This window comes from Nonomuraea diastatica (genome assembly GCF_004349015.1).
Taxonomy (GTDB): domain Bacteria; phylum Actinomycetota; class Actinomycetes; order Streptosporangiales; family Streptosporangiaceae; genus Nonomuraea; species Nonomuraea diastatica.
In genome coordinates, this window is the sequence record NZ_SMKP01000008.1 from 11,314 (window position 1) to 36,450 (window position 25,137).

The 25,137-nt window shown below is 70.6% G+C and carries 26 protein-coding genes and 1 pseudogene; 11 read left to right on the forward strand and 16 right to left on the reverse strand.

Annotated features, from left to right (window positions below; genetic code table 11):
* The 3 genes from E1294_RS04120 (at window position 1) to E1294_RS52385 (ending at window position 2,752) form a co-directional block, all read left to right on the forward strand.
* Window positions 1-1,686, forward strand: a complete 1,686-nt coding sequence (locus tag E1294_RS04120; protein WP_165977071.1) for an asparagine synthase-related protein — start codon at window positions 1-3, stop codon at window positions 1,684-1,686.
* Window positions 1,680-2,417, forward strand: a complete 738-nt coding sequence (locus tag E1294_RS04125; RefSeq protein ID WP_132504615.1) for a lasso peptide biosynthesis B2 protein — start codon at window positions 1,680-1,682, stop codon at window positions 2,415-2,417. Before E1294_RS04120 ends, E1294_RS04125 begins: the two co-directional genes overlap by 7 nt.
* 173 nt (window positions 2,418-2,590) lie before the next feature.
* Window positions 2,591-2,752 carry a hypothetical protein gene (locus tag E1294_RS52385; RefSeq protein ID WP_165977072.1) on the forward strand — a complete coding sequence of 54 codons (162 nt, stop codon included), beginning with the start codon at window positions 2,591-2,593 and terminating at the stop codon, window positions 2,750-2,752.
* Between the two features lie 65 nt (window positions 2,753-2,817).
* Here the strand turns inward: E1294_RS52385 and E1294_RS04130 are convergent, their stop codons facing one another.
* The 6 genes from E1294_RS04130 to E1294_RS04155 form a co-directional block, all read right to left on the reverse strand.
* Complete coding sequence (locus E1294_RS04130) at window positions 2,818-3,342, reverse strand: carboxymuconolactone decarboxylase family protein (protein WP_132504617.1); 525 nt, start codon at window positions 3,340-3,342, stop codon at window positions 2,818-2,820.
* A gap of 25 nt (window positions 3,343-3,367) precedes the next feature.
* Complete coding sequence (locus tag E1294_RS04135; protein ID WP_132504619.1) at window positions 3,368-4,882, reverse strand: glycoside hydrolase family 13 protein; 1,515 nt, start codon at window positions 4,880-4,882, stop codon at window positions 3,368-3,370.
* A 4-nt stretch (window positions 4,883-4,886) separates the two neighbouring features.
* Window positions 4,887-5,822, reverse strand: a complete 936-nt coding sequence (locus E1294_RS04140; RefSeq protein ID WP_246082802.1) for a carbohydrate ABC transporter permease — start codon at window positions 5,820-5,822, stop codon at window positions 4,887-4,889.
* A complete protein-coding gene (locus E1294_RS04145) occupies window positions 5,819-6,685 on the reverse strand; it encodes a carbohydrate ABC transporter permease (RefSeq protein ID WP_132504621.1) in 867 nt (288 codons plus the stop codon). The genes E1294_RS04140 and E1294_RS04145 overlap by 4 nt, the downstream gene beginning before the upstream one ends.
* Window positions 6,686-6,689: 4 nt before the next feature.
* On the reverse strand, window positions 6,690-8,039 hold the full coding sequence (locus E1294_RS04150) for an ABC transporter substrate-binding protein (protein ID WP_246082803.1): 1,350 nt from the start codon (window positions 8,037-8,039) through the stop codon (window positions 6,690-6,692).
* Window positions 8,040-8,149: 110 nt separating this feature from the next.
* Window positions 8,150-9,160: a LacI family DNA-binding transcriptional regulator gene (locus tag E1294_RS04155; protein ID WP_132504625.1), complete on the reverse strand. Its 1,011-nt coding sequence runs from the start codon at window positions 9,158-9,160 to the stop codon at window positions 8,150-8,152.
* Window positions 9,161-9,395: 235 nt separating this feature from the next.
* On the opposite strand from E1294_RS04155, the gene E1294_RS04160 reads away from it, so the two are divergent.
* Window positions 9,396-12,728, forward strand: coding sequence for a CARDB domain-containing protein (locus tag E1294_RS04160; protein ID WP_132504627.1), 3,333 nt, complete (start codon window positions 9,396-9,398; stop codon window positions 12,726-12,728).
* A 13-nt stretch (window positions 12,729-12,741) separates the two neighbouring features.
* On the opposite strand, the gene E1294_RS04165 is transcribed toward E1294_RS04160, so the two are convergent.
* Together E1294_RS04165 and E1294_RS52390 are read right to left on the reverse strand one after the other, a co-directional pair.
* Window positions 12,742-13,617, reverse strand: coding sequence for a sugar kinase (locus tag E1294_RS04165; protein WP_132504629.1), 876 nt, complete (start codon window positions 13,615-13,617; stop codon window positions 12,742-12,744).
* 18 nt (window positions 13,618-13,635) lie between these two features.
* Entirely contained in the window at window positions 13,636-13,809 is a 174-nt protein-coding gene (locus tag E1294_RS52390; RefSeq protein ID WP_165977073.1) for a hypothetical protein, read from the reverse strand.
* On the opposite strand from E1294_RS52390, the gene E1294_RS04170 reads away from it, so the two are divergent.
* From E1294_RS04170 to E1294_RS04185, 4 genes are all read left to right on the forward strand, one after another.
* Window positions 13,808-14,539: a hypothetical protein gene (locus E1294_RS04170; protein WP_132504631.1), complete on the forward strand. Its 732-nt coding sequence runs from the start codon at window positions 13,808-13,810 to the stop codon at window positions 14,537-14,539. The two genes, E1294_RS52390 and E1294_RS04170, sit on opposite strands and share 2 nt — an antisense overlap.
* 139 nt (window positions 14,540-14,678) lie before the next feature.
* Window positions 14,679-15,383, forward strand: coding sequence for a DUF4344 domain-containing metallopeptidase (locus E1294_RS04175; RefSeq protein ID WP_132504633.1), 705 nt, complete (start codon window positions 14,679-14,681; stop codon window positions 15,381-15,383).
* Between the two features lie 16 nt (window positions 15,384-15,399).
* Window positions 15,400-16,116, forward strand: coding sequence for a maleylpyruvate isomerase N-terminal domain-containing protein (locus E1294_RS04180; RefSeq protein ID WP_132504635.1), 717 nt, complete (start codon window positions 15,400-15,402; stop codon window positions 16,114-16,116).
* Window positions 16,117-16,147: 31 nt separating this feature from the next.
* The gene (locus tag E1294_RS04185; RefSeq protein ID WP_132504637.1) at window positions 16,148-16,402 is read left to right on the forward strand and encodes a DUF6343 family protein; all 255 of its coding nucleotides are present in this window, start codon (window positions 16,148-16,150) and stop codon (window positions 16,400-16,402) included.
* Here E1294_RS04185 and E1294_RS04190 read toward each other — a convergent pair.
* Entirely contained in the window at window positions 16,373-16,603 is a 231-nt protein-coding gene (locus E1294_RS04190; RefSeq protein WP_132504639.1) for a DUF3040 domain-containing protein, read from the reverse strand. The two genes, E1294_RS04185 and E1294_RS04190, sit on opposite strands and share 30 nt — an antisense overlap.
* A 147-nt stretch (window positions 16,604-16,750) precedes the next feature.
* Window positions 16,751-17,512, reverse strand: coding sequence for an SDR family NAD(P)-dependent oxidoreductase (locus E1294_RS04195; protein WP_132504641.1), 762 nt, complete (start codon window positions 17,510-17,512; stop codon window positions 16,751-16,753).
* A gap of 100 nt (window positions 17,513-17,612) precedes the next feature.
* Here E1294_RS04195 and E1294_RS04200 point away from each other — a divergent pair, with 100 nt between their 5' ends.
* Together E1294_RS04200 and recQ are read left to right on the forward strand one after the other, a co-directional pair.
* Window positions 17,613-18,803 (forward strand): MFS transporter, encoded by a 1,191-nt coding sequence (locus E1294_RS04200; RefSeq protein WP_246082804.1) that lies wholly within the window; start codon window positions 17,613-17,615, stop codon window positions 18,801-18,803.
* 61 nt (window positions 18,804-18,864) lie between these two features.
* Window positions 18,865-20,673: a DNA helicase RecQ gene (recQ, locus tag E1294_RS04205; protein WP_132504643.1), complete on the forward strand. Its 1,809-nt coding sequence runs from the start codon at window positions 18,865-18,867 to the stop codon at window positions 20,671-20,673.
* Between the two features lie 412 nt (window positions 20,674-21,085).
* On the opposite strand, the gene E1294_RS55420 is transcribed toward recQ, so the two are convergent.
* From E1294_RS55420 to E1294_RS04225, 5 genes and pseudogenes are all read right to left on the reverse strand, one after another.
* Window positions 21,086-21,370 carry a hypothetical protein gene (locus E1294_RS55420; protein WP_246082805.1) on the reverse strand — a complete coding sequence of 95 codons (285 nt, stop codon included), beginning with the start codon at window positions 21,368-21,370 and terminating at the stop codon, window positions 21,086-21,088.
* A 215-nt stretch (window positions 21,371-21,585) separates the two neighbouring features.
* A pseudogene (locus E1294_RS57925) lies at window positions 21,586-21,723 on the reverse strand (DivIVA domain-containing protein); the annotation flags it as partial.
* An 8-nt stretch (window positions 21,724-21,731) separates the two neighbouring features.
* Complete coding sequence (locus tag E1294_RS04215; RefSeq protein ID WP_132504647.1) at window positions 21,732-22,478, reverse strand: FAD-binding oxidoreductase; 747 nt, start codon at window positions 22,476-22,478, stop codon at window positions 21,732-21,734.
* Complete coding sequence (locus tag E1294_RS04220; RefSeq protein WP_132504649.1) at window positions 22,475-22,726, reverse strand: group I truncated hemoglobin; 252 nt, start codon at window positions 22,724-22,726, stop codon at window positions 22,475-22,477. Before E1294_RS04220 ends, E1294_RS04215 begins: the two co-directional genes overlap by 4 nt.
* 56 nt (window positions 22,727-22,782) lie before the next feature.
* Entirely contained in the window at window positions 22,783-23,382 is a 600-nt protein-coding gene (locus E1294_RS04225) for a TIGR03086 family metal-binding protein (protein WP_165977075.1), read from the reverse strand.
* A gap of 92 nt (window positions 23,383-23,474) precedes the next feature.
* Here E1294_RS04225 and E1294_RS04230 point away from each other — a divergent pair, with 92 nt between their 5' ends.
* Window positions 23,475-24,059, forward strand: coding sequence for a hypothetical protein (locus E1294_RS04230; RefSeq protein WP_132504653.1), 585 nt, complete (start codon window positions 23,475-23,477; stop codon window positions 24,057-24,059).
* Window positions 24,060-24,241: 182 nt separating this feature from the next.
* Here the strand turns inward: E1294_RS04230 and E1294_RS04235 are convergent, their stop codons facing one another.
* Complete coding sequence (locus E1294_RS04235) at window positions 24,242-25,054, reverse strand: alpha/beta hydrolase (protein ID WP_132504655.1); 813 nt, start codon at window positions 25,052-25,054, stop codon at window positions 24,242-24,244.
* Window positions 25,055-25,137 lie beyond the last annotated feature (83 nt).

The window sequence follows — 25,137 nt, forward strand, 5'->3', positions numbered from 1 at the left end:
TTGCCCGCACGCCCTCTCGGGCTGCTCGCCGTGATCGCGGGCGCCGAGGCAGACCTTCGCCCCTACGGAGTCCGGCATCCCAGCGAAGCAATCCAGGTCGGCCGGTTCCTGCTCGTCGGCCAATGTCTGGGCGACCCGGACACGATCGCGGATGCCGCCGGGCGTGCCGACCTGCACGCGTTGACCAGCCTGCCGGGAGCCTACTCCTGGATATTGGCCGACGGTGACGAACTCACCGTGTTCACCGACCTGGCCGGGCAGTTCCCGCTCTACCTCTCCAGGCACGGCGACGAACTCGCCCTGGCATCGCACCCAGGCGTGCTGGCCGACCGGCATGGCAGCGGCATCGACCCGATCTCGCTGGTGGCCAGGATCGCGTGCCCGAGCGTGCTGCCGCTGTGGGAAGACCGCTCACCGTACCTCGGAGTGACCCGTCTGCCCGGCGGTCGCCTGCTGCGGGTGAACCGGCGCAGCGTGCACACGGGGCCGGCCAGCCCGGCAGGCCCGCCCGCCGGCCTGCGCAGCGCGCTGGCTGGGGCGGTGGCGGCCCGGTGCGCCGGCGGCCCGGTCTCCGCAGACTTCAGCGGCGGGCTCGACTCCACCTCCCTCGCCTTCGCCGCCGCCCGGCACACGCGCGTGCGCGGAATCCTCTACCACCATCCCGAGATCCCGGCCGGCGACCTCGCCGCGGCCACGGCGCTGGCCCGGCGCGGCATCGAACTGACCACCGTACGCGGAGGCCCGGCCACCCTGCCCTACGCCGACCTGGACTGCCCGCCCGGTGGCGAACCCATGCGGGGGGATCTTGCCTGGCGGCGTTCCCTGCAGCGCATCCGAGCGGCGGAGAGCGTGCACCTCACCGGAGAGGGCGGCGACGCTCTCTTCGGCGTCGCGCCGTCCTTTCTGTCGGGCCTCGTTCGCGAGCCGCGCCGGCTCATGCGGCACTGTGCCGGCCAGGCGGAGCTCAGGCAGACCTCCGCGTTCGGCCTGGCGCTGCGCGCCTGGCGGCTGTCCCGCACGAGTCCGGCACAGGCTCTGAAACGGCTCGGCCGCCGCCTGCTGCACCCCGACGCCGAAGACCTCACCTGGCCAGGAGCGGTGGCTTGGTGGCCGATCGACGGCACCGTGCTGAGCTGGCTGACCCGGGGTGCCCGCGCCGAACTCGCCGCCCGGGTGGCCGATCCCGCGCTCGCCGAACGGGTCGACCCGGACGCCGGGCCCGCGTACACCGCGATGCTGACCGAGCTGAGACACTCCGCCGACGCGCAACGGCACCTGCGCGAACTCGGCGCGGCCAGAACCGGGGTACGCGTTCACGCGCCCTTCCTCGACGACCAGGTGGTCCGCGCCTGCCTGGCCGTGCCCGCGCCCGAACGAGCCGATCCGGCGGCCGCCAAGCCGCTGCTCGCGGAGGCCATGCGCGGACTCGTGCCCGGCGACATCTTCAGCCGCCGGACCAAGGGAGACTACAGCGCCGAGGAATACCACGGCGCCCGCGCCTCGGCGGGCCGGCTCCACCGGCTCATCGACGAATCCCGCCTCGCGGCGCTGGGCGTCGTCGAGCCTGGGCCCGTGCGCGCCGGGCTGGACCGGGTCCTGGTCGGCGCGCCGGCGCCGCTGGGCGCGATGAGCCAGTTCATGGCCACCGAACGCTGGCTGCGCGACCACCGGCGCGGCACATGCTAGACGCCAGGATCCCCCGCCACGTCCACCACCGGGCCCATCGGCACGGCGGGGTCGTGCTGCTCAACATCGCCACCGGCACCTGGCACGCGCTGAACCCGAGCGCGGGCGCGCTGTGGACACGCTGGGCCCAGGGAGTGGGATTCGAGAGCAGCGTGATCGAGCTCGCCGACCGGCATCCTGAGGTCTCCCCGGAGAAGATCCGCGAGGAGGCCGGCGATCTGCTGCGGGACCTGCTGCGGCGCGGTCTCCTGGAGCCTGCAGAAAGCGGCGTCGCCCGCCGCGGATCTCCGCAGGCCGCCCCCGGCCGGGCCGTCCCGTCCCCCTCGGCCGCGGTGACCACCGCCCTCGGCCCGAGCCGGCGGCCGGCTGCCGGCGCGACACTGCTGGCCGGGTGCTGCCTGCTGGTCTCCCTGCTGCTGCTCAGGCTGCCGTTCCGGATCACGACCGCCGTGGTCGCCCGGCTGCGCCAGGCCACCGGAAGGCGCGAAATGACGGTCAGCCGCGCCGAGTCCGCAGCGATGGCCGTACGCCACGTCGCCCGGCGCTACCCTGGCCGGGCCGCCTGCCTGGAGACCTCCCTGGCCACGGTGCTGTTCGCGGCGGCCTCGCTGCGACGGCTCGACTGGTGCCTCGGGGCGGCCACCGACCCCTACCGCTTCCACGCCTGGGCCGAACTCGACGGCCACCCGATCGCCACGGACCCCGGCCACCTTCGTGTGCTCACCCTCTGAGGAGAATTTGAGCATCCCAGAGCACCGTGCCGAGCCATTACCCACATAAATTAAGGCGAGCCGGCGACGTAGGCCACTAATTGAGCCGGCCGGATCCCCGGAGCCTCATTTTATATTCCGGGGTTTCACTGCGGTGTATCGCCTCGCCGAGTCGGCGAAGGTACTTTATGAACATGAAAAGAAGCTCCCCGCTGCTCAGCTGTCAGGTCAAGGCAAAAGCTTGGTTCAAGAGAAAGAGGCGAGTCATCCGGATGCGCTGGGTCATCGCCTTCTTCGCCGTCGCCGGCATTATCGTCATCGACGGTGACCTCAATCTCATCACGCTGGTCTTCTAGGTGACCGGCGTCTTTCCGGCGATCTCGCGGTGACCTCGGCAGGTCGGTGATCGGCGTCGTCGCGGCTACAGCCGGAAGACGCGGAGTTGGAGCGCCAGCGTCGCGTAGTAGCCGACCAGGGTGGTCAGCTCGAACAGCTCACGCTCCCCCAGCCTCGTGTACTCGTCGTCGTCGAGGTCGCCCCGGGCCACCAGAGCCCTGGCCACGTCGAGGATCGCCTGCTCGTCCTCGGGCAGCGACAGGGGCGAGCCGTCGCGCAGCGCCTGGAGCTGGTCGCCGGTGAAGCCCAGGTCGCGGGCGATCGGCTCGTGGGCGGCCCGCTCGAACGCGCTGTCGTGGTGGCCGGCCACGACCAGGATCGCCAGCTCCCGCGCCCGGTCGGTGAGCGTCGATCGGTAGCGGACGGCCGCCCCGAGCTCCTGCAGCGCGTCGCCGACCGGCGGGCTGAGCAGCATCGCGTTGAACGGGCCCGTCAGCCCGCCCTCGGGATCCACCATGAACGGGCCGCGCGGGCCGGCGGTGATCTTCTCGTAGAGGGCGCGGGCGGGCGGTGCCAGGTCGTGCGGGGGCGTTCTGCGCAGGCGGGCCATCAGCCGATGCTAGTCCTCGTGGCCGTCAGCCGGCACTCAGCCAGACCGTGGTGTCCGAGGGCAGGGCGCCGTCCTCCAGCGGGCCGCTGGCCAGGACGACCTCGCCGGCGGGCATCGGCACCGGGCCGGGGCCCAGGTTGGTGACGCAGGTCAGGCCCGACTCGCGGGTGAAGGCCAGCACGTTCTCCCCCAGCGGAAGCCAGGTCATGGTGCCGTCGCCCAGCCGGTCGCGGCGGATGGCCAGGGCCGTCCTGTAGAGGTTGAGCATCGACCCCAGATCCGTGCGCTGGGCCTCGGCGGTGAGCTTGCGCCAGCTCTCCGGCTGCGGCAGCCAGGGCGCGCCGGTCCCGAAGCCGTACGGCGGCTCGTCGCCCGACCAGGGCAGCGGCACCCGGCAACCGTCGCGGCCCGGGTTCGCGCCGCCCGACCTGGCGTACATCGGGTCCTGGCGGAGCTCGTCCGGGAGGTTCTCCACCTCCGGCAGGCCCAGCTCATCGCCCTGGTAGACGTAGACAGAGCCGGGCAGCGCCATCGACAGCAGGGCGGCCGCCCGCGCCCGCCGGTGGCCCAGCTCCGGGTCCGACGGGGCGCCGTGCAGGCGCCCGCCGTGCTCGAACGTGGTGTCGGCGCGGCCGTAGCGGGTGACGGGCCTGGTCACGTCGTGGTTGGACAGCACCCACGTGGGCGGGGCGCCGATCGGGGTGTGGGTGGCCAGCGTCAGGTCGATGACCCGGCGCAGGTCGGCGGGATCCCACGGGCAGGACAGGAAGTCGAAGTTGAAGGCCGTGTGCAGCTCGTCGGGGCGCAGGTAGCGGGCGAACCGCTCCTGGTCGGGCAGCCAGACCTCGCCGATCAGGACACGCTCGCCGTACTCGTCGGCGACCTCGCGCCACCGGCGGTAGACGTCGTGGACCTCGTCGAGGTCCTCGTAGCCGGTGTCCGACTTGTACAGCAGGGCCGCCGAGTCGATGCGGAAACCGTCGACACCGCGCTCGAACCAGAACCGCAGCACGTCCTCGAACTCCCGGTGCACCTCCGGGCTGGCCCAGTTGAAGTCGGGTTGCTCGGGGGCGAACAGGTGCAGATACCACTGCCCGCCGGGCACCTGGGTCCAGGCGGAGCCGCCGAAGATGGACTGCCAGTCGTTCACGGGCTCGTCGCTGAACCAGAACCGCTCCCTGGCCGCCGGGTTCGCCAGCGCCTCCTGGAACCAGGCGCTCTCCGTCGAGCTGTGGTTCGGCACCACGTCGATGATGACCTTGATGTCCAGCTCGTGCACCTCGGCGATGAACCGCTCCGCCTCGCCGAGCGTGCCGAATACCGGCTCGATGTCCCGGTAGTCGGCCACGTCGTAGCCTCCGTCGGCCATCGGTGACGGATACCACGGGTTCAGCCAGACGGCGTCGATCCCCAGGTCCTTCAGGTACGGCAGGCGGGCGCGCAGGCCGGCGAGGTCACCCACGCCGTCGCCGTTGCCGTCGGCGAAGCTACGCAGGTAGACCTGGTAGATCGCGGCCCCCCGCCACCACGTTTGCGACATGCGCTCATCCCTTGATGCTTCCGGCGGTGAGTCCCGCCATGATGTGCCGTTGGAAGACGAAGAAAACGATGATCATGGGGATGCCGGCGATGACCAGGCCCCCCATGACGTGGTTCTGCGTCACCGCTCCTGCCGTCTGCGACAGGCCCACGCTGATGGTCATCTTGTCGCTGTCGGTCATGACCAGCAGCGGCAGGACGAAATCCTTGAACGCGGTGACGATCGTGAAGATGGACACCACGCCGAGGATCGGCCTGGAGACCGGCAGCACGACCGACCACAACACCCGCACGGGGCCTGCGCCGTCGATCTGCGCCGCCTCGATCAGCTCGCGGGGAATGGAGTCGAAGAACCGTTTGAGCAGGAAGATGTTGAAGCCGTTGGCCGCCGCGGGGAACCACAGGCCCCACGGGTTGTTGAGCAGTCCCAGGTCCACGATCGTGACGTAGAGCGGGATGAGGATCACCATCGGCGGGATCATCAGCGTGGCCAGCATGGCGCCGAGGATCACGTTGCCGAACATCGGCCGCAGCTTCGACAGCGCGTACGCGGCCGTGACGTCCACCGCCATGGAGAACAACCACGCGCCCAGCGCGTAGTAGACGGTGTTGGCCAGCAGCGTGCCGATGTCGAACAGGTCCCACGCCTCGGCGAACGCGTCGGTCGTCGGGTGGGAGGGGAAGAGCGACGGCGGCATCTCGGCGATCTCCTCCGGCGTCTTCATGGCGCCGGTGATCATCCAGTAGAGCGGGAAGACGAAGGCGAGCGTGAACAGCACGATGACCGCGGCCAGCACCAGCCAGTAGACCCGCCGCCCCCACCTGCTGTTGAGCTGGTGCGGCGAGATGATCGTGCGGAACTGCACGCGAATCGGTTTCGGCGCGCGAGCCTTCCCCGCCCTGCGCCGCGTGGCCGGCCGGACGTCCGTGGCGGAGATCATGCCTGCTCCTCCCTGGTCGTCCGGAGCTGGAAGGCCGCGAAGACGAGGAGGGCCAGCATGAGCATCATGCCGAGCGCGCCCGCCTGGCCGTAGTTCATCTGCGAGAAGGCGAACTGGTACATCAGGTACGCCACCGAGACCGTGGCGTTCTCCGGCCCCCCGCCGGTGAGCATGTACGGCTCGATGAAGACCTGCATGGTGGCCACGATCTGCAACATCAGCATGAGGAGGAGGATCAGCCGGGTCTGCGGGATGGTGACGTGCCTGATGCGCTGGAAAATGCCGGCCCCGTCGAGCTCGGCGGCCTCGTACAGCTCGGGCTGGATGTTCTGCAGCGCGGCGAGATAGATCAGCGTCGCGCTGCCCATGTTCATCCACGTCGAGACGAGCACCAGCGAGATCAGCGCCGTTGACGAGCTGTCGAGCCAGGCCAGCGGCGGCAGGCCGACGGCGCCGAGGATCTGGTTGAACAGCCCGGGCCCAGGGTCGTAGAACCACCGGAACAGCAGCACCGCGACGATGGGTGGCAACATGACCGGCAGGTAGACGACGAACCGCAGGTAGGCCCGGGCGTGGCGCAGCTCGTTCAGCACGAGCGCGACGACGAACGGCACGGCATAGCCGCACAGCAGCGCGAGGAGCGTGAACTCCACGGTGTTCAGCCAGGCCTCGCCGAAGGCGGGGTCCTGGACGGCTGCCGTGAAGTTGTCCAGCCCCACCCATTCGGGCGGGTTGATCAGGTCGGTCTTCTGGAAGCTCAGCACGAACTCCCTGACCATCGGATACCAGGCGAACACCGTGAAGCAGGCCAGCGCCGCGCACAGGAACCCGTAGGCCGTCAGATTGCGCCTCAAGATTCCCATAGGGTCAGCCCTTGGCGGCCAGCAGGGAGTTCGCCTTGGTCTCGGCGTCGGCGAGGAGCTGGTCGATGCCGGCGTCCCTGCGGCTCAGCACGCCCGACATGGGCACGTCGAGGATGGCGTACAGCTCCTGCGCGTGCACCGGCTCGGGCTTCGGCGGGATCGTTGCTGCGGCCTGCACGTACGGCTCGTAGTTCTCGACCGGCAGCGAGGCGTTCCGCACGCGGTCGGCCTGGATCGCCTTGCCGGTGGGCGAGTCGCCGTAGACGTCGTTGTCCGGCACGCCGACCGGGTTGCCGAGGGTCTTGCCGCGGGCGAAGTCGAAGCGGCCCTTGCCGACGGTGTTGAAGCGGAAGTCGAGCCACGCCAGGCCCGCCTTGGCCTCCTCGGGAGTGGCCTTCGGGTTGATCATGAACGCTTCGCCGCCGCTGAGCGACGCCTTGGCCTCGGGGAAGCCGGTGATGCCGTAGTCGGCGACGTTGCCCTTGAACTTGTTGACCACGTCGGTGACCACGTCGGGCGCGCCGAGCATCATGCCGACCTTGCCGCTGCCCATCGCCATCATCAGCGACTCCCAGCCGACCAGGAGCTTGTTGCCCATGCTGTTGTCCACCCAGCGCATGTCGTGCAGGGTCTGCAGTGCGGCCCTGCCCTCGGGAGAGTTGAAGGCGGCCTTCGTGTTGTCGGGGGTCAGGATGCTGCCGCCGCGGCCGTAGATCGCCTGGGTGAAGTGCCAGCCTCCGGTGTTGCCGCCGGAGTATTCGCCGTAGCCGACGTAGCCCTGGCCGAGGGCGGCGATCTTCTTGGCCGCCTCGCGGACCTCGGCCCACGTCGTGGGCGGGCTGTTCGGGTCCAGCCCCGCCTTGGTGAACAGGGCGCGGTTGTAGACGAGGCCGACGCCGTAGTGGACGTTCGGCACGCCGTACACCTTGCCGTCCTTGGTGACCAGCTCGCGCACGTCGGGGCGCAGGTCGTTCCAGTTCTTGATCGTGCCGGTGTACGGGGTGATGTCGAGCGCCTGGCCCTTGCCGATGACGTCGGCGTAGTTGGTCACGGGCACCACGAAAACGGTCTCCATCTGGCCGCCCGCCATCTTGGGGCCGAACGTCTTGGGGTCGAAGCACGGCTGCTGGTCCGTGCTCTTGACCGTCACTCCGGGATGATTCTTCATGAACGTGGCCACGTCGTCATCCCAGGCCTGCCGCTCCTTCGGCGCGGACTTGGCGGGCTGGCAGGCCACCGTGATCGTCACGGCCTCGGCGCCGCCGGCGGAAGGGGAGGCGGGCTCGCCCGAGCCGCAAGCCGTGGCCGCGAGCCCGAGCACGGTTACGAGCAGGAGTCCCGTGGATCTCTGCATGGTCTGACCCTTCTGATGCGAGGTGCCCACACCATAGGATCGCCAACCGATTCCCGCAATAATTTGACGGCCTATTGCAAGATAACGACTATGTCACGAGCGGTCTCGCGTCAACGGCGGGCCGCCCGCGCCTCCGCCGGGGCGCGGGCCGTGGAGGCCCTGACCACCAGCTCGGGCTCGAACAGCAGCTCGTCCGCGGCCACGACCGCCTTGTCGATCTGCGCGACCAGCAGGTCCACCGCGGCCCTGCCCATGGCGTCGATCGGCTGGCGGACCGTCGTCAGCGGCGGGTCGGTGCAGTTCATCAGCGCGGAGTCGTCGAAGCCGATGACGGAGACGTCCGCGGGCACGGCGAGCCCGGCGCGGCGGGCCGCCCTGACGGTGCCGAGCGCGAGCAGGTCGCTGGCGCAGACAACGCCGGTGACGCCGCGCCCGACCAGCCTGGCCGCGGCCGCGTGCCCGCCCTCCAGCGAGAACATCGTGTGCTCTACCAGCTCGGGGTCGCAGCCCTCCGACAGGAACGTCTCCAGCTTGCGCCGCGACGGCATGTGGTCCTTCGGCCCGAGCACCATGCCGATCCGCTCGTGGCCGAGCGCGCGCAGGTGGGCGACGGCCACCTCGGCGGCCACCACGTCGTCGCAGGACACCTGGGGGAAGTCGAGCCGTGCCACGGCCGCGTTCACCAGCACGGTGGGCAGCTTGCGCTCGTGCAGCAGCTCGTAGTGCCCGTGCGCGGCGTCGGCCTGGGCGTAGAGCCCGCCGGCGAAGACCACGCCGCTGACCTGCTGCTGGAGCAGCAGGTCGACGTAGTCGGCCTCGGAGACGCCGCCGACCGTGCGCGTGCACAACACCGAGGTGAAGCCCTGCTGGGCCAGGGCGCCGCCGACCACTTCGGCGAAGGCGGGGAAGATCGGGTTCTGCAACTCGGGGAGCACCAGGCCGACCAGCCGGGCCCGGTCGCCGCGCAGCTGGGTGGGGCGTTCGTAGCCGAGGACGTCGAGGGCGGTGAGCACCGCCTCTCGGGTCGCGTCGGACACCCCCGGCTTGCCGTTGAGCACGCGGCTCACGGTCGCCTCGCTCACCCCGACCTTCCTGGCCACCTCTGCGAGTCGTCGTGTCATGCGCAAACTATACGGCCTGAAGCGCAAATGCTTGCGATGGCTTACGTGAATCCAGCGCCGTCGCTTGCATCACGTGCGCAGCGGCCCCCGGCCACCGCGCCCTGCCCTGACCAGCGAAGAGAGACGGCAAGCCACCACCAAAGACAGTCAGATCCTTGCGAAATATCATCGGAATATTGCGGCTATCTGCTCGGCATCCTATGGTTCGGCCATCCGCCTGACCCGAAGGGCCCCCATGCAGGCACTCATCGCCGCCCTCACGTTACTCATCGGACTCCTCGCCGCCCCCGCGCACGCCGCGGCCGACACCGACCTCGCCGCCGGGAAGACCGCCACCGCCAGCAGCCACGCCGACGTCTACCGCGCCGCCAACGCGACCGACGGCGACCAGGCCACCTACTGGGAGTCGGCCAACCACGCCTTCCCGCAGTGGCTCCAGGTCGACCTCGGCGCCGCCGCCGACGTCAGCGAACTGGTGCTCAAGCTGCCCGCCGGCTGGCCCCGCCGCACCCAGACGCTGACCGTCCAGGGCAGCACCGACGGCACTGCCTTCACCACGCTCGCCGGCTCGGCCACGTACACCTTCGAGCCCACCGCGACGATCAGCCTCACCGAGGCCAGAACCCGCCACGTGCGGCTGCGGTTCACCGCCAACACCGGCTGGCCTGCCGGGCAACTGTCCGAGTTCGAGATCTGGGGCGGTCGCCCCGACGAGCCCGGCGGCCCCGGCGACGGCGCCAACCTGGCCCTCGGAAAGCCCGTCGAGGGCTCTTCCCACACCCACACCTACGTCGCCGCGAACGCCAACGACGACGACGTGAGCACGTACTGGGAGGCCGCCGCGCACCCCGGGACGCTCACCGTGCGGCTCGGCGCCGACACCGACCTGAGCGCCATCACGCTCAAGCTCAACCCCGCCCAGGCCTGGGCCAGGCGCACTCAGACCATCCAGGTCCTCGGTCGCGAGCAGGGCGCCACCGGCTTCACCAGCCTCGTCTCCCAGGCCACCTACACCTTCGACCCGGCCACCGGCAACGCGGTCACCATCCCGGTGACCGGCCCCTTGAGCGGCCCCTTGACCGGCCCCTTGACCGGCCCCTTGAGCGGCCCCTTGAGCGGCAGGGCCGCCGACGTCCGGCTCAGGATCACCGCCAACTCCGGCGCGCCCGGCGGCCAGATCGCCGAGATCCAGATCTTCGGCACGCCCGCGCCCAACCCCGACCTGACCGTGTCGGGCCTCACCTCCTCGCCCGCGTCGCCGGTCGAGACCGACGACGTCACGCTCTCGGCCACGGTCAGGAACGCCGGCACAGAACGCTCCGCCGCGACCACGGTGACCTTCTACGTGGGCGACGACAAGGCCGGCAGCGCCGACGTGGCCGCGCTGGCCGCGGGGGCGTCGGCCACCGTGTCCGCGGACATCGGGACGCGTACGGCCGGCACCCACGAGCTCTCCGCCAGGGTGGACGAGGACGGCGAGGTCCCCGAGCAGAACGAGGCCAACAACGCCACTACCGGCACGCTGACCGTGAAGCCCGCCGACACGGCCGACCTGGTCGCCTCCCCCGTCTCCTGGACGCCGGGCAACCCCGCCGCTGGCACCACCGTGACGTTCACCGTGGCGATCAAGAACCAGGGCACGGTCGCCTCCAGCGGCGGCTCCCACGGCGTCACGCTCACCGTCGCCGACGACTCCGGCGACGTCGTCAGGACGCTGTCCGGCTCCGCGACCGGCGCGATCGCCCCCGGCGCCACCACCGCCCCGGTCACCCTCGGCACCTGGACCGCGGCGGACGGCACGTACACCGTCAAGACCGTGCTCGCCGCCGACCCGGAGGAACTGCCGGTCCGGCGCGACAACAACACCAGCACGCTGCCGCTGTTCGTGGGCCGCGGCGCGAACATGCCGTACGACACCTATGAGGCCGAGGACGCCGTGCTCGGCGGCGGCGCCACCCGCGTCGGCCCGAGCAGGGAGATCGGCACGACCGCCGGTGAGGCGTCAGGGCGGCGCGCGGTGACGCTGGACAGGACCGGCGCCTACGTCGAGTTCACCACCAAGGCGCCGGCCAACACCCTCGTCACCCGCTTCTCCATCCCCGACGCCCCGGGCGGCGGCGGCATCGACTCCAGGCTCAACGTCTACGTCGACGGGACCTTCCACAAGGCCATCGACCTGACCTCCCGCTACGCCTGGCTCTACGGCCCCGAAGCCAGTCCCGGCAACGATCCCGGCTCGGGCCCGCCCAGGCACATCTACGACGAGGCGAACCTGATGCTCGACACCACCGTGCCGGCGGGCAGCACGATCAGGCTGCAGAAGGACGCGGCCAACGGCTCCACGTACACGATCGACTTCGTGGACCTCGAACGGGTGGCCCCGGTCGCCAACCCCGACCCGGACACGTACGCCGTGCCGGCCGGGTTCTCCCACCAGGACGTGCAGAACGCGCTGGACAAGGCCCGCATGGACGCCGGCCTGACCGGCGTCTACCTGCCCGCGGGCGACTACCGGACCGCCGGCAAGTTTCAGGTGTACGGCAAGGCGGTCAAGGTCGTCGGCGCCGGCCCGTGGTTCACCAGGTTCCATGCGCCCTCAGGGCAGTCCAACACCGACATCGGCTTCCGGGCCGACGCCACCGCCAACGGCACGACGTTCGCGAACTTCGCCTACTTCGGCAACTACACCTCGCGCATCGACGGCCCCGGCAAGGTGTTCGACTTCACGAACGTGGCGAACATGACGATCGACAACATCTGGGTCGAGCACCAGATCTGCATGTACTGGGGCTCCAACACCGACGACATGGCGATCAGGAACTCGCGCATCCGCAACGTGTTCGCCGACGGCCTGAACATGACCAACGGCAGCACCGGCAACCACGTCACCAACGTCGAGACCAGGTCCACGGGGGACGACAGCTTCGCGCTGTTCTCCGCGATCGACAACAACGCGGGCGAGCAGCACGGGAACGTCTACGAGAACCTGACCTCGCTGCTCACCTGGCGGGCCGCGGGCGTGGCCGTCTACGGCGGCTACGACAACACGTTCAGGAACATCTACGTGGCCGACACGCTGGTGTACTCCGGCGTCACCATCAGCTCGCTGGACTTCGGCATCCCGATGCACGGGTTCGGGGCCGACCCGCCCACGGTCTTCGAGAACATCTCGCTGGTCAGGGCCGGCGGGCACTTCTGGGGGCAGCAGACGTTCCCGGCGATGTGGCTGTTCTCCGCGTCCAAGAAGTTCCAGGGCATCCGCATCAGCAACCTGGACATCGTGGACCCGACGTACAGCGGGATCATGTTCCAGACCGGCTACCAGGGGCCCACACCGCTCAACCCGATCGAGGACACGGTCTTCACGAACGTGTCCATCAGCGGGGCGAAGAAGAGCGGCGACGCCTTCGACGCCAAGTCGGGCTTCGGCATCTGGGTGAACGAGCTGCCCGAACCCGGCCAGGGCCCGGCGGTCGGGTCGGCCACGTTCCACGGCCTGCGGTTCTCCGGCAACGCCCAGGACGTCAAGAACACGACCTCGACCTTCACCCTGGACATCGATCCCTGAAAACGGCTGCCCGTCAGGTGAGGTCGGACCTGCTGGGCAGCCCCTGCCAGTCGCTCGCGCTGGTCACCGCGGCGGCGCTCAGCAGCGCCCCGCGGTGCAGGCGTTCCTGGGGGATGAGGCCGTCGAGCGCGGCGCTGATGTAACCGGCGGCGAAGGTCTCCCCCGCCCCGGACGTGTCCACGACGGGCACCTGCCAGCCGGGCACGTCGTACCGCATGCGGTCGGCCCGTACGCTCGCGCCCTTCGCCCCGCGGTCCACCACGACCTCGCGCTCGGGGGTGAGCGCGGGCTTGACCAGGTCGAGCTCGTCCTGGCGGAGGAAGAGCAGGTGGGAGCGGCAGGCCAGCTCGCCGAGCACGTCCTCGGCCTCGCGCACGGACGCCCACAGTTCCGGGACGTACTCGACGGCGAAGGAGATCATCACGTCGGCGTTCCTGGCGGCGTTCACGGAGACCCGCACGGCTTCCAGCGCGTCCCTGCCGAGGCCGGCGGTCAGGCCGGTGACGTGCAGCATCTTGGCCGCGGCGATCCGGTCGATGGGCACGTTGCCCGGCGCCAGCCGCGAGCCCGCCGAGCCGGCGCGGTACTGCGCCGCCCTCGGCTCCCGGCCGACGCGCGCCTCCCTGAGGATCAGCCCCGTGCGCAGCCCTTCGGACACGCGCATGTCCAGCACGTCCACGCCCTCACCCTTGAGCACGGTGAGCGCCCTGGCGCCCAGCTCGTCGTCACCCACCTTGCCGAGGTACGCGGACCGGTGCCCGAGCCGGGCCAGGGCGATCGCCAGGGTGAACTCGGGCCCGCAGACGTCCAGCCTGGCCTCGCTCTCGTGGCGCACGCGGCCGCTGGAGACGACGCCCAGCGGCTCGCCCAGGGTGTAGACGTCGGTCATGAGCCAGACTGTAGTGGCTCAAGTCACCCAAACAGTCTTTTTTTCGGCATAAGCCCAGGTTAAAGCGTGATCAATTTTTTTCTCAGAACTTGAGCCAACCTTTTCCCGATCCAGCGCCTCAAAGTAGTAGAGGGAGCCGGCGCCCCGGGCCGGCTCTGAAGTCAATACGGGGAGAGGAATCAGCACCCTCATGAAGAAGATCGCAGCAGGCATCATTTCCGCCGTAGCCGGCGGCACCATGCTCGTGTCGGGCGCGGGTGTGGCTTCGGCCACCACCCTCGACACCGAGCTTAGGATCCGCGACATCTCGCCCAACCCCGTCGTGGTCAAGGGCAACTCCGAGACCAAGGCCTACTTCGACGTCGGCGCCAGCCGCGACGTCGAGAAGGTCGTGCTCAGCGTGGAGCCGGCGAGCTCCAGGTTCCGCACCATGCGCACCAAGGGCGTCGACGACCTCGAGGGCTGGCGCTACGCCATCGCCTTCAACAAGAACGACCCCGAGGGCAAGTGGAAGGCCACGGCCGTCGCCTACAACGAGGACGGCAGGCGGATCGCCACCGACTCCGCGTACTTCTACGTGGACGTCCGCAAGGGTCGGGCCGACACCCGGATCTCCCGGTTCTCCGCGTCCCCGTACAAGGTGCGCAAGGGCCGGTCGATCTACTTCTCCGGCCGCCTCCAGGTCGATGACCACCGGTGGGAGGGCGTCCGCGGCGAGCGGGTCAGCATCTACCACCGCGCCAGCGGCTCCAGCGCCTGGAAGTGGGTCGACTCCGCCAGGACCGGGCGGGGCGGCAAGTTCTACGGCAAGACGCGCGCCTACCGCAGCGGCAGCTTCAAGGCCGTCTACCGCGGTGACCGCGAGCTCCAGCCCACCACGAGCCGCACGGACTACGTGCGGGTCTACAGCTGGCGCCGGTAGTTCATCCACCGAAGGCCCGGTCCCCTGAAGGGGGCCGGGCCTCCGGCTTTCCCGATTGGTTCACAATCCGAGGTTTATCGATCACGCGAACGCCGCATGGACTACCCCATTGCGTTGATCGACCTCGAAGGAGCCGCGAATGCCGCATCCCGTGATCGCCCTCGTCCTGAGCATGACGAGCACGCTCGGGACGGCCCCTTCGTCCGAAGTGTCCGTACGTTACGACTCCGCAGGTTCGCCGCGCGCCGAACAGGCCAGGAAGCTCCTGAAGGACAGCGGGGCGCTGAAGACCAAGATCCGGGTCCCCCAGCCCGTCAAGGTCGTCGCCAAGGACTGCGGCTCGCCCGAGGCCATCTGGGATCACGGCGAGCGCCGCATCACGATCTGCTACCAGCTGGTCGACAAGGTGCGTACGACGATGAAGGGCATCGCGGAGACCGAGGAGGTCGGCTCCGAAGCCGCGGCCGCCCGCATGGACGGCGCGCTGAGCATGCTCTTCCACCACCAGCTCGGCCACGCCCTGACCACGCTCAACGGCATGCGGGACAACGAAGGCCAGGCCGACCAGTTCGCGGCGCTCACGCTCGCGGCCGACGCCCCCAAACGCGTGGTGTCCGCCGCCGAGGCCCGCCACCTGCTGGCCGGGCACACCGGCATCGACCACCTCTCGGGCCTGACCCAGTCGGCCACGTTCGCCTGCCTGCTGTACGGCTCCGACCCCGGCAAGCACGCCGAGATCGCCCAGGGCGGCTGGGTCCCCGCCGAGCGGGCGCCCTCCTGCGCCGACGAATACGCCCGTGTCAAGACGGCCCTCGGCTCCATGGCGGTGAAAGCCGGCAGCTGACGGGTAGCGTCCCGGTATGGCCGACGACCTGCTCAAGGATTACGACCCGTTCGACATCTTCGACGCCGAGGCGGCCCGGCTCGACCGGTTCTTCTCGGGGCTCGACGAGGCCGGCTGGTCGGGTCCCTCGCGCTGCGATGGCTGGTCCGTCCGCGACGTGCTGGGCCACCTGGCGGGCGAGGAGCTGTACAACCACGCCTGCCTCGACGGGACCGTCGAGGACCTGCTGGCCCGCCTGTCCGCGGAAGGGGTGGGCGGCTACAACGACTTCAACGAGTGGTCCGTGCGACGGCGCCGGGACCTGCCCGTCGGAGAGGTCCTGGAGGAGTGGCGGGTCAAGAACGGCGAGACGCGCCGGCGTATGCGGGAGCTCGGCCCCGACGCCCCGCTCGACACGATGGCCGGCCCCTACCCCAGCGGCCTGCAGGCCTTCCACTACGACTCCGAGTACGCCACCCACGCCGACGACGTCGGCGCCCCCGTGTCCGCCGACGAGGCCGAGGGCAGGACATCGTGGCGGGTCGCCGTGGGGCGGTTCGTGCTGGCGGAGCAGTTCGAGCCCGGACGCCCCGAGGTTCAGGTCGAGCAGACGGCCGAGCAGATCCGGGTGTCCGTGGACGGGATCGGCGCGACGTTGACGCCCGCGCAGTTCGTCGAGGCCACGGTGGGCCGGCTGCCCGCCTCCGGCGGGGTCGACCCGCGCGTCGTCGCGGCGCTGAGGTGCCTGGCCTGAACCCTTCGAGCTTCTGAGAGGAGACCTGGTCATGTGGTTGCGCGACCGCTCAGGAACGGAGCCGGTGACCGCGCGAAGCCCGCTGCGAGCCCGGCGGATCCTGTCGTGGGTGGCGCTCGTGATCGCCGTCGTGGCGGGGGTGTTCTTCCTCGTCCGCGCCATGAGCACGGGCGAGGAGGTCTGGCGCTGGGAGGCCGTGATCGCCGCCGCCGTGGCCGTCACCGCCGCCGTCGACCTGCTGGTGTTGCGCCGCCGATCAGGTGGCCAACACGGCGACCAGCAGTGACACGATCACCAGGGCGGCGGCGAGGTAGATCATCCAGGCGCGGGGCGCCCGCCTGCGCACGCCGTGCGTCCCAGGACGGGCGTCCCGCGCCCACCCGGCCTTGTTGATCTCGGCGACGCGCCTGGCCAGCTCGGGGTCCTCCTGCTCAAGGGCACCCTCGATCTCGGCGAGGATGCGGCGCTCCCTTGGGGAGAGACTCATCGCGATCACCTCACACCGGTGACCACCTCTTACCCGCCGTGGGAGCGGACATGCCGCTCCTTTGCCGACAGGGCGTTCTCATTCCGGTGCCTCCGGGTCGAGCTCCCCGTACCTCCGGGGCGAGCTCCCGTGCCTCCCGGGGGGAGCTCACTCCCGTGCCTCCGGATCGAGCCCGAGAACGGTGCGTCCGCCGTCCACCGGGATCGTGGCCCCGTTGACGAAGGAGGCGTCGTCCGACAGGAGGTGGGCCACGACGGAGGCCACCTCGGCGGGCGTCGCCACACGGCCCAGGGGATGGAGCGTGGCCAGCTGCTCTTCGACGGCCGCCGCGTCCTCCGGGTCCTGGGCGGCCATGAACGCCTCGTGCCGTTCCGTGGCCACCGTGCCGGGCGCCACGGCGTTGACCCTGATGCCGCGCCTGCCGTACTCCACCGCCAGCGACCTGGTCAGCCCCTCCGTGGCGGCCTTCGCGGTCGCGTACGGGAGGCTGCCGGGCACCGCCCTGGTGGCCTGGTGCGAGGTGACGTTGACGATGGCGCCCGGCGTACAGGCCCCGAGGAAATGGCGTACGGCGGTGGCGCAGCCGACCACGGCCAGGTCCAGGTTGGCCGCGATCAATGCTCTGACCTCGGCGATCGGATCGGAGTGCACCGAGGCGTCCCTGAACACGGCGGCGTTGTTCACCCAGCCGCTCAGCGTGCCCGACTCCTGGGCCAGGTCGGCGGCCCAGGCTGCGACCTCCTCGTCCGCCGCGTCACCGATCACAGGGATCACCCGAGGGCCCGCCCAGGACAGGGCATCGGGGTCGCGCTCGACGGCGACCACGGTGTTCCGCTCGCCGAGCAGCCGTTCGACCACGGCCTTGCCGATACCGCGTCCGCCACCGGTTACCACATAAGAATGTCCCATGACACAACGCTATTAGCCGTTCACGCATATAGGACAATGCAATTCCCGCGACGTGACCTTAATCACGAGTTGCCGTCAGATGAGCGGGCACAGTAATCGCGTGATCGCTCAACCGACGCCTTCCGTACGACTGATCGGGGCACTCGCGATCACCCAGACCGCTGGATACGGCGTGCTTTATTACGCGTTCTCGGTCTTCATTCCGCCGATGTCGCGGGACCTCCACGCCGGCGTCGCGCAGCTCACCGGAGCGATCACGCTGGCGGTGCTGGTGTCCGGAGTGGTGGCGCCGGCCGTCGGGCACTGGCTGGACCGGCACGGCGGGCGCGCGCTGATGACGGCGGGGTCCGCGCTGGGCGCCCTGGCGCTGCTGGCCTGGTCGCAGGTGCGCTCCGTGGCCCAGCTCTACCTGGCGTGCGGGGTGCTCGGCGTGGCCTCGGCGATGGTGTTGTACGAGGCGGCCTTCGCGGTGATCGTGGCCTGGTTCGACGCCGCGCGGCGCGCGCGGGCGCTGCTGGCGGTGACCGTGGTGGCGGGGTTCGCGTCGAGCATCTTCCTGCCGCTGACAGGGCTGCTGGTCGAGCTGTACGGGTGGCGGCGGGCGCTGGTCGTCCTGGCCGCCGGATATGCCCTGGTCGCGGTGCCGCTGCACGGTCTGGCGGTGCGCGGCCGGGGTGCGCCCGTCCACGTGGACCGGCGCGAGATCGTCGGGACCGCCCTGCGCGAGCGTCCGTTCTGGCTGCTGGTGTCCGCGTTCCTGACCCAGACCGGCGCGGTGGCGGTCATGGGGATGCTGCTGGTCACGTACCTCATCGTGCTCGGCCACCCGCCGGTGTTCGCCGCGGGCGTGGCGGGCCTGCTCGGGGTGCTCTCGGTGACCGGCCGCCTGGTCACCACCGGGTTGCAGGCGCGCTGGCCGGTCGCGCTGATCACGGCGGCGATGTTCGGGCTGCAGGGGATGGCCGCGGTGTTGCTGCCGCTGTGGGGGCGGAGCGCGGCCGGCGCCGTGGCGGCCGTGGTGCTGTTCGGGCTGGGGTTCGGGGTGGGGACGATCGCGCGACCGGCGCTCCTGGCCGACAGGTACGGGACGGCCGCGTACGCGTCGCTGAACGGCGCGCTCGCGCTCCCCGTCACCGTGGCCAAGGCCGTCGCGCCGCTGCTGGCGGCCGGTATCGCCCAGTTCGCCGGGTATCCGGCGGTCATGGCGGCGGTGGCGGCAGCCTGCGCGCTCGGCGCCCTCTCCCTGGTGGCCTACGATCGGTCGGAGCGTGCCGGCGGGGCACCCGCCTGATCGCCCGATCGCCGTCGGCGAACTCACGAAAAGCCGTCCCCCGAACACGTAAGGTAGCCGCATGGATACACCCCTCGAGGTCCTGCACCGCGTGTTCGGCTACGACTCGTTCAGGGCGGGTCAGCAAGAGATCATCGATCACGTCGTGGCCGGCGGCGACGCGCTCGTCCTCATGCCCACCGGCGGCGGCAAGTCACTGTGCTATCAGATCCCCGCCCTGGTGCGACGCGGTGTGGGGGTGGTCGTCTCGCCCCTCATCGCTCTGATGCAGGACCAGGTCGACGCGCTGCGGGCGCTCGGCGTGCGGGCGGGGTTCCTCAACTCGACGCAGGATTTCGACGAGCGCCGGCTGGTGGAGTCGGAGTTCCTGGCGGGCGAGCTCGACCTGCTCTACCTCGCCCCCGAGCGGCTGCGCGTCGATGCCACACTGCGACTGCTGGCCAAGGGTGACATCTCGATGTTCGCCATCGACGAGGCCCACTGCGTGGCGCAGTGGGGCCACGACTTCCGCCCCGACTACCTCGAGCTGTCCAAGCTGCGGGAGTCCTGGCCCGACGTGCCGCGCATCGCCCTGACCGCCACCGCCACCCCGGCCACCCGCACCGAGATCTCCGCCAGGCTCGGCCTCGACGAGGCCGGCCACTTCGTCGCCGGCTTCGACCGGCCCAACATCCACTACCGCATCGCCCCCAAGAGCGAGCCCAAGCGGCAGCTGCTCGACTTCCTGCGCACCGAGCACCCGGGCGATTCGGGCATCGTCTACTGCCTGTCGCGCTCCTCGGTCGAGAAGATCGCCGAGTTCCTGGCCGCCAACGGCATCGCCGCGGTGCCCTACCACGCGGGTCTCGACGCCCGCACGCGCGCCGCCCACCAGGCCCGCTTCCTGCGCGAGGACGGGCTGATCGTGGTGGCCACGATCGCGTTCGGCATGGGCATCGACAAGCCCGACGTGCGCTTCGTCGCCCACCTAGACCTGCCCAAGTCGGTGGAGGGCTACTACCAGGAGACCGGGCGGGCCGGCCGTGACGGGCTGCCCGCCACCGCGTGGATGGCCTACGGCCTGCAGGATGTGGTGCAACACCGGCGGATGGCCATGGAGGGTGACGAAGCACACCGCCGCCGCCAGGTGCACCACCTCGACGCCATGCTCGCGCTCTGCGAGACCGTGGGCTGCCGGCGGATGATGTTGCTCGACTACTTCGGCCAGAAGAGCTCGGAGCCCTGCGGCAACTGCGACACCTGCCAGACGCCTCCCGAGTCGTGGGACGGCACGACCGCGGCCCAGAAGGTGCTCTCCACCGTGTGGCGGCTCGACAAGGAGCGCCGCCAGAAGTTCGGCGTGGGGCAGACGGTCGACATCCTGCTCGGCAAGCAGACCGCCAAGGTGCTCCAGCACGGCCACGAGACGCTGACGGTGTTCGGGGTGGGGGCCGACCTGGGCAACGCGGAGTGGCACGGGGTCGTGCGGCAACTGCTGGCCCAGGGGCTGCTGGCGGTGGAGCCCAACCACGGCGCGCTGGTGCTCACCGACGGCAGCGCGGCGGTGCTGCGGGGCCGGCGCGAGGTGCCGCTGCGGCGCGACACGCTACGCCCGGCCCGCGCCAAGACCGCGTCGGCGAAGGCCCAGGCCGCGGCCGAGCTGCCCGAGGAGGCCGCGCCGGTCTTCGAACGCCTGCGCGCCTGGCGGGCCGCCGCCGCCAAGGAGCAGGGGGTGCCCGCCTACGTGATCTTCCACGACGCGACGCTGCGCGAGATCGCCACCCGATCGCCGTCCTCACTGGCGGAGCTGAGCCAGGTCAACGGCGTGGGCGAGAACAAACTGGCCAAATACGGCGAGCAGGTGCTGGCCACGTTGCACGAGGGCCCCTGACGCTCGGCCGCCGGGTCGGGTGGTGGCGACGGCCGCACGAAGAACGGTCGTCGCCACCACGTTGCTCGGCCCTGGCCGTGGCGATCCGCTGTGTCGCCCCGCCGACCGGGCCGGACGGCTATCCGCCCCCTATGACACGGAATGCCCCGTGTGATGGTCCGGTGGTGACCGGTGGCCACTTACGATCTTCCCACCGTATCGGATGGATCGTTGGGGGTTCGCGGAGAGTCATGTCCGGATGACTGCTCTGTACAGCACGATCGTACGGCGTTTTGTGTGGTTTTAGTGGGATGGGCGCGCTCGATTACCTCGGGTGGCACCCGCGACGCTCCCGATGGACCCCGCCCGATCAGGCGGGCACGTGAGGGGCCCGGTCGCGCCGGGCGGCCCTGTCACGGACGCACGGCTCGTGTCAGTCGCGCCCCAACGAGGAGTAGGCGGTGTGCTGCCCGGCATCCGGAAGGTTGCCGAGCTTGTTCACCTCGTTCGTCAGCCCTTCGAGCACCGCCCGCAACTGGACCTGCGTGACCTCCGCGAAGGTGCGCAGATAGGCGATCCGCCGTTCCAGCTCCTCGGCCTCGGCCGACTGGTGTCCGCCGCTCGAACGGTAGACGTTGACCGCCTGGTTGGCGGCCTCCTCCGCCCGGTGCTGCGCCTCCTGCAACACCTGCTCGTACTGCTGCCTTGCCTGGGCCACCAGCCGGCGGGCGTAGTCCTCCGCCTCGGCGATCTGAGCGTCGGCCGTCTGCTGGGCGCGGGAAAGGAGGTTGACGCGTCGACGCTGAGCCTGGCCTGCTGGTTCGCATTCGGGGCGGTGACGTCGGTGCCCCGGTCCTTGTACCAGTTCTTCAGCCGTTCCACCTCGGCGCGCAGGTCGGCCTTCTCCATGTCGCCGGCCGCCATGTCGTCGGCCATGCGGTACAGGAAGGTCCGCACCTCGTCCTCGCTGTAGCCGCGGTGCCCGAGTTTGGTACGGGAGAAGGCTTTGTTCCGCACTCTTTCCGGTGTGAGTCGCTGGCGGTCGTTCGATGGGCGCTCCCCCCACGGCATGTCTCCGGTCACGGCTCCCTACCTCCAGCAGTGGTGAACTCGTCGAAGCGGATTTGCTCGGGCGGCACCCCGGCGTCCAGGAGCCGGGCGACGGAGCCTTGGACCATCTCCTCCGAGCCGCAGACGAAGACGTCCTGGTCGCGCCAGGCCTTCAGCGCGATGTCCACCGCGTAGCCGTGCTCACCCCGGTAGAAGGCGTCGCGGGACACGACGGGCACCACGCGCAGCCAGGGGTTGCCGGCCTCCAGCTTGGAGAGGGCCTCGGTGTCGTACAGCTCGCGGGAGGTTCTGGCGCCGACGAAGAGGCGGACCGCACGGGGCGGGCCTTCGTAGGCCACCTGCTCCACGAGCGCTTTGAGGGGGGCCAGGCCCGTGCCGCCCGCGATGAGGAGGAGTTCCCTGGCCGAGTTCTGGTCGAGCGTCAGCCGGTCGCCCACCGGTGCGCTGATCTTCAGGATGTCGCCGCGCTGCGCGCCGTGCACGAGGGCCGCGCTGACCGTGCCGCCGTCGACGACGCGTACGTGCAGGTCGATGGTGTTGTCGCGGCGCGGCGCGTTGGCGATGGAGTAGTAGCGCCAGAGTTTGGGACGCAGCGCGGTCGAGACGGAAGCGGACTGCCCGGGGCGGAAGGGATACTGGTAGTTCAGGCGGGTGCGGATGACCGCGATGCCGGGGGCGCGCACGTCGTGGAGGATGATCTCGCCCTCCCACCATGGCGGCGACGTGGCCGACGACTCCTCCGCCGCCTCGGTCATCCCGTCGCGACGTGCTCCACGAGGCCGTCGTCGGCGCCGAAGTCCTCCCGGAGCACGGTGACCAGGATGCGGCCGACCTTCTCGTAGTGCTCGCCCGTGATGCCCATGCCCCGGTGGGCGTCGCCCAGGTCGTGGCCTTCGTACACCTCAGGGCCGCCGAGGACGGAGCAGAGCAGCATGACCATGTGCCGCTTGAGCCGCGCCATGTCGACACCGCTGAAATACGGCTTGAGCTCGACATCGTCCACTCCTGTTTATGGACGAAAACACGCCGCGCCTGCATTTCCATGACCAGGGTCATGTCTCAGAGGTGTGCACGCCAGTCCGGGTCGCGGCCCAGGAAGGCCAGCAGGTGATCCTGCGCGGGCGCCTGGCGCCGAACGACCATGCGCGCGGCGAACCTGTCCGGGCGGTCCGCGGGCGTGACGAATACCTGGGCCAGGTCCAGCAGTTCCCCGGCCATTGCGGGCGGGATCGGGTGGAGCTCCCCGCACGCCCTGGCCACGTCCCAGCCGTGCACGGCGATCTCGATCGCGCCGACCGCGGCCACCATCGGGCTCGACACCTGCCATCCGCCGATGGAGACGGGCTCGTCGGCGAGCAGGGCCGTCCAGAGGCCGAGCACCTCGGTCGCGTCGTCCCTGAGGAGCAGGGCCGGGTTGGCGGCGGCCGGCCGGGGAGCGGCGGCCCCGCAGAGCTCGACGGAGCGGGACGCCGCCGCCTCGTTCAGGCTCCGCAGCGAGTCGTCGACGTGGTCGAGCAGCCGCTGCAGGCTCCAGCCCGAACAGGGTGTGCCGCGGCAGAGCGCCTCCGGCGTGACGGCCCGCAGGCTCCCCACGGCGTACTCGATCGCCCGCTCCAGCAGCGCCACACCGGCGGCCAGTGCCCGATTCTGCTCGCCCATCATCGCCTCCTCGGACAGGAAGACCCGGCCGCGGCGGGAAACTCATCGCAACCTTCCGTCCCGATCGGAAGTAGACAGGGTGAGGAGGTTCGATGGTGAGGTGGCTGACATGCGGGGCGGCCGTCCTGGCGGCGGCCGTCCTGGCCGGATGTTCGAGCGTGGCGCCGGCTTCGGGCTCCGCCCCGAGCGGCGTCGCGAGCCCGACCGCGGGCGGCGTGCCGACCGGCGTCGCGAGCCCGAGCCCGAGCGGCGCTGTGAGCGTGACCCCGAGCGTCATCGCGACCGGCGTCACGAGCGCGACCCCGGGTCCCGGGCGGAGCGGCGGGTGTGCGGACGCCGTGGCGCCGGCGGGCGGGGGGTTCCCCGAGGTCCAGGGGACGGCTCGGGACGCGGAGCTGTGGGGGCTGCTCTTCGTGAAGGAGACCCCGCTCCACCATGGCGACGAGATCAAGATCGTGTGGCGGATGACCGGTGAGGGGCCGCTGCATGTCAGGGCCACGCTGCCCGACGGCGCCGCCGCCACGCTCGTCTGGGGGCCCGAGGAGCACAGCGGATCCAGCTGGCGACGGCCCGGCCAGGAGTGGGGCACCGGGTTCGTGTTCCCCAAGCCGGGATGCTGGAAGGTCGAGCTGACCCGTACGCGGGGCTCGGGGCACGTCTGGCTGCCCGTGGGCTGACTCCGCTCCCGCCTGGCGGGGAGATCTCCCCACTTCCGACGCCGAAGCCGGGACCGAGTCCGAAGGTCCGCGTCCGGGCCGAAGGTTCGGGACCCGGACCGACGCCGTAGTTAGGATCCGGGGTCGGTCCGGGGCCGGAGGTCCTGGTCCGAGGCCCAAGGTTCGGGTCCGAGGCTGGAGGGTTACGTCCGGGTCAGGGCGCGGTCGATGAAGGCCGTGACGTCGTCCAGCACCTCGTCCTTGTTGGTCTCGTTGAACACCTCGTGCCGGGCTTCCGGGTAGATGCGCTCCGTCAGGTCGGTGCCACGCACGGCCTCGACGCCGGGGCGGCTGCCGGCGATCGGGACGAGCTCGTCCGCCTCCCCGTGCACCCACAACGTCGGCAACGATCCGAGCGTGCCGCTCTCGGCGATCGTGGCCAGCGTCGTCGCGAACGCCTCCAGGGTGGCGCGCTTGAAGGGGCCGTGCCACACCAGCGGGTCGGCGGCGTACGCGGCGCCCACCGGCAGGTCGCGGGAGAGGGTGTCCGGGTCGATCGGGGTGTCCGGCGGCTCCTCGTAGGCCAGCAGTTCCGGGACGATCGCCCAGCTGCCGATCACCGGCCCCGACAGGACGAGCGCGGCCAGCCCGGCTCCGTGGCGCTGGGCGTAGCGGGCCGCGATCAGGCCGCCCATCGAGTGGCCGATCACCACGACGGGCACGTCCGGGTGGTCGGCCCTGCCGCGCTCCTCGACGGTGCGCACGTCGGTGGCCACGTCCTCGAAGTCCTCGATGAGCACGCGGTCGCCCTCGGATCTGCCGTGGCCCATGTGGTCGGGCCCGTAGACGGCGGCGCCGTGCCGGACGAGCCGGTCGGCCACGTACTCGTAGCGGCCGATGTGCTCACCGTAACCGTGGACCAGCACGGCGACATAGCGCGGCCGCTCATTCGGCCAGACGCGGGCGGTGATGCGGTCCCTGGTGCCGGAGAAGGTGTGCTCCCGTGACTGCGCCATGCTCACTCCCTTGATCGAAAGTGCGGCGAGCGTACGCCGGAAGCCGCCCGACCGTCCACCTGCCCTTCCGAGGGCGTGAACGC